This is a genomic window from Treponema bryantii NK4A124 (assembly GCF_000421345.1).
Lineage (GTDB): Bacteria > Spirochaetota > Spirochaetia > Treponematales > Treponemataceae > Treponema_D > Treponema_D bryantii_B.
On record NZ_ATWV01000006.1, the window covers coordinates 211,652 to 220,528 of the forward strand.

The 8,877-nt window shown below is 30.6% G+C and carries 8 protein-coding genes; 5 read left to right on the forward strand and 3 right to left on the reverse strand.

Annotated features, from left to right (window positions below; all coding sequences use genetic code 11):
- Window positions 1-35: 35 nt before the first annotated feature.
- On the reverse strand, window positions 36-392 hold the full coding sequence (locus G626_RS0108260; protein ID WP_022932318.1) for a helix-turn-helix domain-containing protein: 357 nt from the start codon (window positions 390-392) through the stop codon (window positions 36-38).
- A 273-nt stretch (window positions 393-665) separates the two neighbouring features.
- Between G626_RS0108260 and G626_RS0108265 the strand changes: the two genes are divergently transcribed.
- From G626_RS0108265 to G626_RS0108280, 4 genes are read left to right on the forward strand one after another with little or no spacing between them, the layout of a single operon-like run.
- Window positions 666-4,139: a hypothetical protein gene (locus G626_RS0108265; RefSeq protein WP_022932319.1), complete on the forward strand. Its 3,474-nt coding sequence runs from the start codon at window positions 666-668 to the stop codon at window positions 4,137-4,139.
- Window positions 4,132-6,078 carry a hypothetical protein gene (locus tag G626_RS0108270; RefSeq protein ID WP_022932320.1) on the forward strand — a complete coding sequence of 649 codons (1,947 nt, stop codon included), beginning with the start codon at window positions 4,132-4,134 and terminating at the stop codon, window positions 6,076-6,078. The genes G626_RS0108265 and G626_RS0108270 overlap by 8 nt, the downstream gene beginning before the upstream one ends.
- 3 nt (window positions 6,079-6,081) lie before the next feature.
- Window positions 6,082-7,062: an NYN domain-containing protein gene (locus G626_RS0108275; RefSeq protein WP_022932321.1), complete on the forward strand. Its 981-nt coding sequence runs from the start codon at window positions 6,082-6,084 to the stop codon at window positions 7,060-7,062.
- Between the two features lie 18 nt (window positions 7,063-7,080).
- Window positions 7,081-7,332, forward strand: coding sequence for a hypothetical protein (locus tag G626_RS0108280; protein ID WP_022932322.1), 252 nt, complete (start codon window positions 7,081-7,083; stop codon window positions 7,330-7,332).
- Between the two features lie 279 nt (window positions 7,333-7,611).
- Here the strand turns inward: G626_RS0108280 and G626_RS0108285 are convergent, their stop codons facing one another.
- Both G626_RS0108285 and G626_RS0108290 read right to left on the reverse strand, forming a co-directional pair.
- A complete protein-coding gene (locus G626_RS0108285) occupies window positions 7,612-8,031 on the reverse strand; it encodes a type II toxin-antitoxin system VapC family toxin (RefSeq protein WP_022932323.1) in 420 nt (139 codons plus the stop codon).
- Window positions 8,021-8,242 carry a hypothetical protein gene (locus tag G626_RS0108290; protein WP_022932324.1) on the reverse strand — a complete coding sequence of 74 codons (222 nt, stop codon included), beginning with the start codon at window positions 8,240-8,242 and terminating at the stop codon, window positions 8,021-8,023. Before G626_RS0108290 ends, G626_RS0108285 begins: the two co-directional genes overlap by 11 nt.
- A 362-nt stretch (window positions 8,243-8,604) precedes the next feature.
- Here G626_RS0108290 and G626_RS0108295 point away from each other — a divergent pair.
- The coding region (locus G626_RS0108295) for a hypothetical protein (RefSeq protein WP_022932325.1) at window positions 8,605-8,877 on the forward strand (273 nt) is incomplete at its 3' end.

Below are 8,877 nucleotides of genomic sequence, written 5' to 3' on the forward strand. Positions count from 1 at the left end.
TTGCTTTTTTCCCACCACCTAAAGCTTTGAAAAGGTTAGTTTTCTCCATTAAAAAGATCTTGAAATGCTTTGAGCCTTTCCTTATCCATATCTTTAAATGTTCTTGCAAATTTTAGAGCAATTTCTCTTTGCTCCTCACTTGCATTGATAAAACTTAATTCAACTGATTTTAAACTCTTGTCATATGCCTCCTTAAATGTATTTATTTGCTCCTCGTTCAGATTATAGGTCTGTTCAAGCCGTGGGATGAACCAATCGGGAATATCTCTTTTACCACATTCGATAGCTGAAAGGTAGGCAGAAGTAATGTGCAGATTGTCCGCCATATTTTTTAGGACTTCCCCTTTGTCAATCCTGAGCTTTCTAAGCTCCTTGCCCAGTTCATTAATCATTTTTACCACCTTGCTTTTAGGCGTATTATGGATTATTCTTTAATCCTAGCTTACTAACAGAATAAATGCAGCACCATTTATTCTATTGCTCCCATATAAAAAAAATAACATAAATTGTTTTGATTGTCAACAAATTTTGTTAATATTGTAAACAAAAATATTTTTGCAATGAGTAAATTTAAGAAAGAAATTCGTATGGGACTAAGAAAAAAAAGGGGATAATGGAAAGGTTTTTGGTTTAAAAGAAAACAAATAACTCGGGAATAGTAAGTTATGAAAAACGTTATATCCGACTTTTGCAAAAACAAAGAAAATGGTCTCTTTCTTTTAGACATGCCAACCGGTTTTGGAAAGACATATAACGTTTTGGAATTTATATTTGAAAATTATAATAGAGAAGAATATAAAAACACAAAATTTTTCTTTATTACAACCTTAAAGAAAAATCTTCCATTCGATGAACTTCGCGAACGTTTTATTAAGACCGGAAAGGTGTCAGAGTTTGATCAGATAGCTATAAAACTGGAAAGCAATGTTGAATCGGTAATAAATAATTTTGATACTGCCTACAAAACTATGCCTGAATCTATACGTTCCGACCCTAAAACCAAGGCATTACGTTCGCAAATCGACTTTTATAAAAGAAATGCAAAGACTCTTGGTGAAGATAATGCAGATTGCCGTAAAATTGCGGAAATGATGCAACGTTATGAAGAAAAAGATTTTCATAGTGTAATTTTTGAATTATTAAAACCGCTGAAAACTGCAGGTAATAAATTAAAAGCAATAGAAAATGATAAAAATTTTGAATGGATAGGAAAACTTTACCCGGCCGTGTTTTCTAAAGAAAAACGCATTTTCTTTATGACTGTAGATAAATTTATACTGGGTAACACAACTTTTGTTGACTCAACTTATTCTTTTTATAATAACGCAATTATAGATAATTCAATAATTTTTATTGATGAATTTGACTCAACAAAAGATAGAATGCTTAACCAAATTATAAAAGCTGGTACTGAAAACAAAATTGATTCAATAGCATTATTCAGTCATATACATCATGAATTAGAAGGTCATGATATTCCTTCCATATATTTACGCGAATCAGAACAACGAAAACAATATTACAAAGAAAAGAACCTTAGAAATGAACTTAGGCTTGAAGAGTACTTTGAAAAACTCAAAAATATTTTTAGAGAAGATTATGAGCTATATTCAAAATTCTTTAGTTTTAAAATTAAACAAGAAGATGTGGATATTGGGAGAAATTTTCTTTTTAATGATATGCAGTTCCATACTGTCTTTTCTGGAAAAAAATCATATGTAGAGATTAGAGGTGATCAAAAGGAAAAACAGAATTGGATTGTATTTAGCGAAAGCAAAGGTGACAGAAATAATCCTGCAAGTGTTATGGCTCTTCTTGGAAAAATTCGTGGTGCAATGACATTTTTTCAAAACAACTGTCGTAATATTGCTTACAATTACATGGCAAACGTAAATAATTCAAGAGAAAATGAAGAGGACAAATGCTCTGTAGAAAATGCCATAAAATCTATATTAAGTGAATTTAATCTTCCGTATGATTATTCTCATTATTTATTTCCTCTTATTATATCTCCGCAAAATCGTCGAAAAAATATGTTTGCACCAATTGAAGATGGAAAGGGCGATTTAAATTATTTTAATCGCAAGATCTATGAAAACGGATTCCGTTATTATGATTTTGAAGACAGCCCAGACCATAATAGTCAGTCAAAAATCTGGATGTATGATTTCCCAACTTCCCCAGAACGAATTCTTTTACAAATGTGTTCAAGAGCTCGTGTTATAGGTATTTCTGCAACAGCAACTCTTGATACAGTTGTAGGAAACTATTCTCTTGATTACCTAAAAATGGTATTAGGTCAAGATTTTTATGTATTACCGAATAGTGAAGAAAAACGTCTTAGGGATGAATTTGAAAAAAGCTGCAATGGATACAGTAAAACAAGAATTGATATAGTTGATATAAATTCGGACCAGGATTCTCTTGATAAAGATTATGAAGAATTATTTGGAAATGATGCCTCTAGTTTTAGAGAAATGATTCAAAACAAAATTCCAAATGCAACAATTAATAATTGTTTTACACAATGTGAATTTATAAAGGTTGTAAAAGCCTTAAAAGCCTTTATTCTGAATGATAATGTCAGATCATTTTTATGTCTTACAAATTCTCTACCTGGTGAAGATTCCTATAAAGTTTTTAACCTGAAAGTTCTCAGAGAAACTGCAAAGTATTTTATTCATAGTTCTGGTAAAAATCTGAATGGAGATAGTCTTATTGAAGATATAAATACCGGAAGTTTTGAAAAGAGTTTCACAAGAATTCAGAAAAGACTTTCAAGTGGACAAAAGATTTTTGTAATGTCAGCTTATCAAACAATTGGGGCAGGGCAAAACCTTCAGTATCAAATTCCAAAGAATTATGAAACTATAAAGGTAAATGATTTTGTAACTAATGAGAAAGACTTTGACTGTATTTATCTTCAGAAACCAACACATTTAATTGTGAACGTAAAATCAGGAATTAATTCAGAAGACCTTGTTAAGGCAATTTTCCAGACAGAGTTTCTTATGGAAAATGGGGAAGTGGACTACAAAACCGGAGAAAGATACATAAGACAAACTTTTAAGTGTCACACAGGTGTTGATTTTCAGGATTATAATCTAAAGGGAACGCCATACAATACAAAGTCAGTTGCAAATTTTGCAATCCGAACATTGATCCAAGCAGTGGGGCGTATTTGCCGAACGCCGAATAAGAATAAAGAAATCAATATTTTTGTAGATAATGCCATTTTTAATACTTATGATCTGTCGACTATAGAGAAACGTATCTTGAATCCTGAATTCATAGAAATTATAGAAAAAAGTAAAACGATTTGTGCGATAAAAGCAGTTGATAATAAAACTGAAGAATTACAAACAAGAGCAGAAATGCTAGCTCATCAGCATATGGTTATGATTGATTCAATGAGAGATTTTGATCGCAAGAATGATATAGAACAATGGAAAAATTTACGGCAAATGTTATTGATGTATCCTCAGGTAAAAGAATCTTTGATAAAAACAAAAACAATGCTGCGAAATCTTTATTTTGAAACTTCCACACCAATAGATTCATATTCCTATGAACAGGAAAGTGATTACCGGGGTGATATAACAATAAGATTTGATAATTCCTTACCTCAAAAGGTAAATGCAGAGGAGATATGCTTACTGGAATTAATGAACGGAATTCCAGGATTAAAAGAGTTTTTTGAGGAAAAAAAATATGCAACAAAATTTGTAGAATCAAAGTATTGGATTACACCGCAACTCTTCAACAATATTTATAAAGGAGCATTAGGGGAAGAGATAGGAAAATACATTCTAAGTAAATTTGCAAACATAGAACTTTATGAAATGGATGATGAGTTTTTTGAATTCTTTGATTACAAAACAAAGAATGGAATTTATATAGATTTTAAGCTATGGAAAAATAATATGACCGTATCTGCAGAAGAAGAAAAGAATCATATTATGGATAAATTAAAACAATGTAGCGGATCTAAAGTTCTCATAATCAATATTTATTCCGAGCATGATTATAGAATAAGCAGCAACGGTTCTATTATTGAAATACCATATCTGTACAGAACTGATAAACATCAATTAGATATGAAGATGATAAACACAATAAGGAAAGAGTTAAATGCCTGAAATGATAATCAATAAAATAAATTTTAATCCAAATTTTGACTATATTGATTCAAAATATGACTTTTACCAAGTTACAACTTCTGAAAAGTTTATCAAATTTGGTGCGACATTTCTTGATTCTCTAAGTCCAAACATAATCAAAGCCATTGCTTTTGAGACCGGAAAAACATTTTATATTTTGACAAAAAAAGAAAGTACATCAACAGGTCAACTATCAAATCTTGTTCAAAACATGGAAGACGGAAACACATTATCATTTTCTAAATTTGAAGCTAAAAGACTTCCTTTGCATATCCTCTTGCAACTTTTCCTAAATTCAATTGGAGCTTCAGAAAGCCAATATTTCTCATTCAACAATTTAACTGGAAAATTATTTCTTTATAACAAGGCTTGGCAAAGTACTGATAAAGAAGGAAAAATTTGGAGTTTACAAGTTCTTGAAGTAAAAATCACGAAAGATATGTGTCTGCAATTAAAAGCACACCTAATGTCTTCAATTCTTTTAAAGAAAGAGATGGAATTCAAAAAGCGGAAATTTACAGACTATCCACAATATACATTTGCAAATACCAATAATACATTAAGACGAGTCAGTAAAACAGAGCTAAATCAAAACGACAATTTCATTTTAAAGCCTGTAAATGATAAAAAGGCAAATATCCCGTTTTTTGATTTTACTGATTATAAAAAACTTGCAGCAACAAAAATTGGCTGTCTTTATGTGGTAATGAATATTGTAAAAGAAAAGTATTCAAATTATTTCAGTATTAATTTTGAAAAATCTGAGATTACAAAAACATTAAAGACAACAAGAGCTGAACTTGAAAAGTACAAAGAGTATGTTGAAAGTATTATTTTAGAAAAAGGGATCAATTTTATTGATGTAATTGAAAGTTCTACTTCTGGCGAATATTTGCATGATATAGAGGAAAAGATCAAAGAACTTATCCCAGATGTTGAAACATCTTTTTCAAAGCAACTTTCAAAAACTAAGTTAAATATCCGGTATATAAAAGATAAAAGCTGCTATGTTCCGGAAGAAGATCCTCATCAAGATGATTTATCAAGTTTTTCAGTTCAGCATATTACTAACAAATATTCAAAAGATTCTCAAGCTGCAACTTATAATATCCTAAAAGAATTAGCCATAAAGAATGACTTGCATCAGAAAAAAATAACAATTCAAGACTGGACTATATATGGTTTTAACAATGACTGGATTTTTGGAATAAAAGAAGAACAATCTTTTAAATTTATGAAAATCCATCCTGATGGAACTTTTGTTATTGAAAAAACTGAACGCGATTTATTCAGTCAGAATGAATTTGACAAATATATGGAACTCTATGAAGGTTCTACAACAGAAGATAAGGTTTTAGCAATCATAAAAGATTCAGAGGGAAACATAAATCTTATTCGAGATACAAATATGTATTCTTTACCTGATTTTGAAAGTGTAGGAAAGATATTGAATGAAGTTGCCAAATCTGAAACATTATCCGGTGATTTATTAAAGGAAATTCTCCCTGAACATAGTAATAAATTTGAAGTAGAAAGAGAGTATTCTAAAATCGATATCTTAAAGATGTTTCCTTCTAGAACTGAAAAACAGAATATTGTTGAAACTATTTTCAAAGATACAGGAATCCGCTTGCATTCATATTTACGTAACAAGGAAAGTCGAGAAGAATATTTTACTGGAATAACAGATATAAATTATATTTTTAAAGATGAAAAATCAGCGTTCTATTGTGTAGGTGAAGTTGGAAACGGAATGAAAAATACTTTAGAACGGGCAAGTGTACTAAGAAAAATAGAAGTACTTGAGGGAAAAAATATATTTGAAGAATTGCTTCCTCTTATGGAAGTAGAATTTGTACGATACGGAATGCTGACGGTATTACCATTTCCGATAAAGTATTTAAGGGAGGACAAATAATTTATGGAACATAAAATAAATGAATCCACTGCAATTCTATGGGACGTTGAAAATATTCATCCGAAACAAACTGGCTCAATTATAGAAAAAATTGAAGATTCTTCACGAATCGCATATGCCATTGCTTTTGGAGATTGGAACAGAAAGGAATGCAATTCTTTGTGTGAAGAATTTGCAAAACACAATTTTGAAATGATTCATACTCCTCATATAGAGAAATTAAAAAACACAGCAGATATTTCTTTGGTTACTCATGGTATAAATATTCTTTATCATTATCCGAATATTGAAAATTTTATTTTATTAACTGGTGATGCAGATTTTAGACCTCTATTAAGCGAATTAAGAAAAGCAGGTAAATATATAAAAATTATATGTGATAATCAAAGTGCTTCAATAGATTTTGTTTCTATGGCAGATGAATCAATTGATTATCGTGATTTAATAGAAGAATCAATTCCAAACGAAAAAGACGAAAGTGATGATGAAAATGATGATATTGAAACTTTCACCAAAGAAAAAGCATTTGCATTATTAGAGGAGACAGTAGGCCGTTTATTAGAGGAGCAAAAAACAAATAACGTACTTAGTGGTCAAGTAAAAGTAAAAATGAAACTCTTGGATTCAAGCTTCGATGAAAAGAAACTTGGTTATTCATCATGGCAATCATTTATTAAAGATGCTCAAAATCATTCTAATGTAAGATTTGAGAATGGCGATAATTCAAAATTGAAATTCGAAGGATCAACATCTACAAAATTACCTGTCGTCTTTGTTAAACTTATAGAAGTATTAAATACGTTAAAATCTGATTGGGATGACGATGGATATATTTCTTTTAGTTCTGTTGCACAAAAACTTAACGCAAAAAAATACGGATATAATCGCTTTAAGAAGCTTGCAATTGATGCAGAAAAAAGAGGTATCGTCAAAGTTCATGCTTCAAGTTCTGGCAGAACATGGAAGATTGCAATAAAAAGCTAGCCTATAATTCTAATCTTTATGGTTACCAGAGAATTCTGGTGCTGGTATTTTAAAATTAATAAAAATAATGAATTGCTTGAACAAATACTTAATGAATTAAGAAAAATGAATAAAAGTAATTCTAATGAAAAAATTGACGATATTTATTTTGCAAATAAAATGCAAGTAAACAAAAAAAATGAAGAATCAAAAAAAGAAGAAACAGATGCTAAAAAAGAGGAAAGTGAGTCTAATGAACCAGTAGAAGACCCATTCTGGAACAAAAAGTGAAAAAATTTGAAGAATAACTGATTATATTATTTCTAATTTATTAATTTCCAATACTTCATTTAATTCAAAAATATTATAAATTTTGTGATAAAGAAAATATTGAAAAATCAGATCTGTTTTATTGCTGCAACTGAACGATAAACCGGCTCTGCCTAGAAGGTCTGAAACTTCATCTATTGATAAATGCATAGCAAGTGATAACAGGAAAACAGTATTTTTTGTGGGTTTGTAATTTTTTTCACTTCGTATTTTAGAAAAGTGTTGTCTGCTTAAATAAAACTACATATTGTCTACAAGTAAAGGATTTTTTATTTCATTTACCTGTAGAAGAGCTTTGTCGTTTGTTACAAAATAATCACAATCATAGAAATGGCTAGCAGCAATTTGTAATGCATCGAGGCCTTTTAAGAAATCATATTTAGAACGAAGCATTCCGGCAAAACTTGCAATCTCTGTATTAATATCTATCTTTTTAATATCAAGGTAATTCTGGAATGCATAGTAATTGTCAATCTTCTGCTGATTATTATTCTTATAAGGATTTACTACATATTCCATATCTGTAATTACAGAAGTATAGAATTGAGAATTATCATTTGCGGATTTAAAAAGAAAGTTTTTTACCTTGTCAAAATACAAAGGTGATTTGTCGAGAAAGTAAATTAATGGAGCTGTATCAAAAAAGATTCTAGAAGACACGGTCAGCCCTCATTTTGCTGATGTAATTTTGTGCATCATCAGCATTGCTTGAAAGCATAGCGAAAGATTCTAATTTTTCGAGAGTAACAGGTTTTCTTACTGGCTGTGGTTCATCAAGCAAAGTTATGATGACACTTTGATTTTTGTAGGGATTTGCTGTTTCTGTAGTAACATAAGTTGTTCCGTCATAATATCCACGAACACTTACCATATGAACCTCCTGTATAAAATATCATCATTTTTCTGAATGATATTTATATTATAACATAATTCATCAAAAAATAATATATCATAATTTTTGATTTTCTTAGTTGCTTTTATATTATTCATATCTTATGTTATAATTTCTCTATAGGCAAACACGAATGGATGTTTGTTTTGGTGATGAAAATGGATTACCCCGAATTGCACAGTATAAATATTATGAGCCTTATATAATAAAAGAGTGGGAAACTTTTCTAAAGGGGTTAGCTTAATTCCTGGGGGCGTTGCGGGGGACACCCCCGCAAGAAGGGGTAGCCCGCAACGAATGAACTGACCCCAGAAAGTTAGACACTTTTTGGAGGTTAGGAAATGGGATTTACGCTTCAACATCCGATTGACTTGAGAGTAAAGGTTTTGGCAGAATACAAGGCAGGAGTTGTCGGTTACAAAACACTTGCAGTCAAATATGGGCTGCCGCGAGATACCGTAAGGTATTGGGTTTTGCAACAAAGAGACGGCAGAGGATTGCCTGTGGATACCAAAAACGAAAAAACTATCATTGATGAACAGAAGGATATTGAATACTACAAAACAGAAGCAGAATACTGGAAAGCCTACGCAAAGAAACTTGAAGCAATAAGG

Excerpts from the sequence above, each read along its gene's own strand:
- G626_RS0108260 (WP_022932318.1), bottom strand. The coding sequence starts at position 392 with ATGATTAATGAACTGGGCAAGGAGCTTAGAAAGCTCAGGATTGACAAA.
- G626_RS0108265 (WP_022932319.1), top strand. The coding sequence starts at position 666 with ATGAAAAACGTTATATCCGACTTTTGCAAAAACAAAGAAAATGGTCTC.
- G626_RS0108270 (WP_022932320.1), top strand. The coding sequence starts at position 4,132 with ATGCCTGAAATGATAATCAATAAAATAAATTTTAATCCAAATTTTGAC.
- G626_RS0108275 (WP_022932321.1), top strand. The coding sequence starts at position 6,082 with ATGGAACATAAAATAAATGAATCCACTGCAATTCTATGGGACGTTGAA.
- G626_RS0108280 (WP_022932322.1), top strand. The coding sequence starts at position 7,081 with ATGGTTACCAGAGAATTCTGGTGCTGGTATTTTAAAATTAATAAAAAT.
- G626_RS0108290 (WP_022932324.1), bottom strand. The coding sequence starts at position 8,242 with ATGGTAAGTGTTCGTGGATATTATGACGGAACAACTTATGTTACTACA.